The organism is Bacillus sp. FJAT-53060 (assembly GCF_037104745.1).
GTDB lineage: Bacteria > Bacillota > Bacilli > Bacillales > Bacillaceae > Bacillus > Bacillus stratosphericus_B.
Genome location: NZ_JBAWSW010000088.1, coordinates 1 through 698, shown reverse-complemented (window position 1 = coordinate 698; position 698 = coordinate 1). Strand labels below are relative to the sequence as shown.

1 pseudogene is annotated in these 698 nt (G+C 35.1%); it reads left to right on the top strand.

Going from position 1 to position 698, the window contains the following annotated elements:
- Window positions 1-439: 439 nt before the first annotated feature.
- Window positions 440-698, top strand: a pseudogene (locus WAX46_RS15665) (IS3 family transposase); the annotation flags it as partial.

The following is a 698-nucleotide window of genomic DNA, read 5'->3' as shown; positions in this document are numbered from 1 at the left end:
ATTTGTTGCTTAAATTCTTTTGTAAACGTACGGCGTGTTCGTTTGGTCATAGTAGACGCTCCTTGTATAAGGTTTTAAACAAGTCTATCTGACCTTAATTTATATGTCTAACTCAGTGTAGCCGATTTATGTCATTTACATCGTTATTACCAATTCAATGAAATATGGATAGATCCACCTTCTTTATTCCCTTACTATTATAGTCATGCTCTTAAACTTAATAAGAATTGGAGCCGTAAAGAAACCCTTGACGGCCCCTATGAAATTCACACGTTTTAAAAAATATTAGGAATTAATTGAAGCTTTTGTAGAAGAAAACCTAGATCTTAAGGATTGTAGGTTAAATGCAAGCATAACTACTGTAACCCCTAGCATCATTAATGTTCCAATAATTACGACTACTTTTATTGAAATTAATTGAGCTGCGAAACCAAATAGAAATGTAATTCACAATAATCGTCACAAATACTCGGTATCAGCAATGTGCGACGTCCTACATCTCCCAAGAAGTACCTTCTATTATGAAGCAAAAACAGTCGAATCAAATGACGATGAACTGGAAGAAGTCATCCGAGACATCTTTTACGAAAACCGTCAAAACTATGGGACACGCAAAATCAAAATTGAACTTAGAAAGCGAGACTGGATTGTATCCATAAGAAAGATTGGCCGTATGATGAACAAGCTTGGCCTTGTTT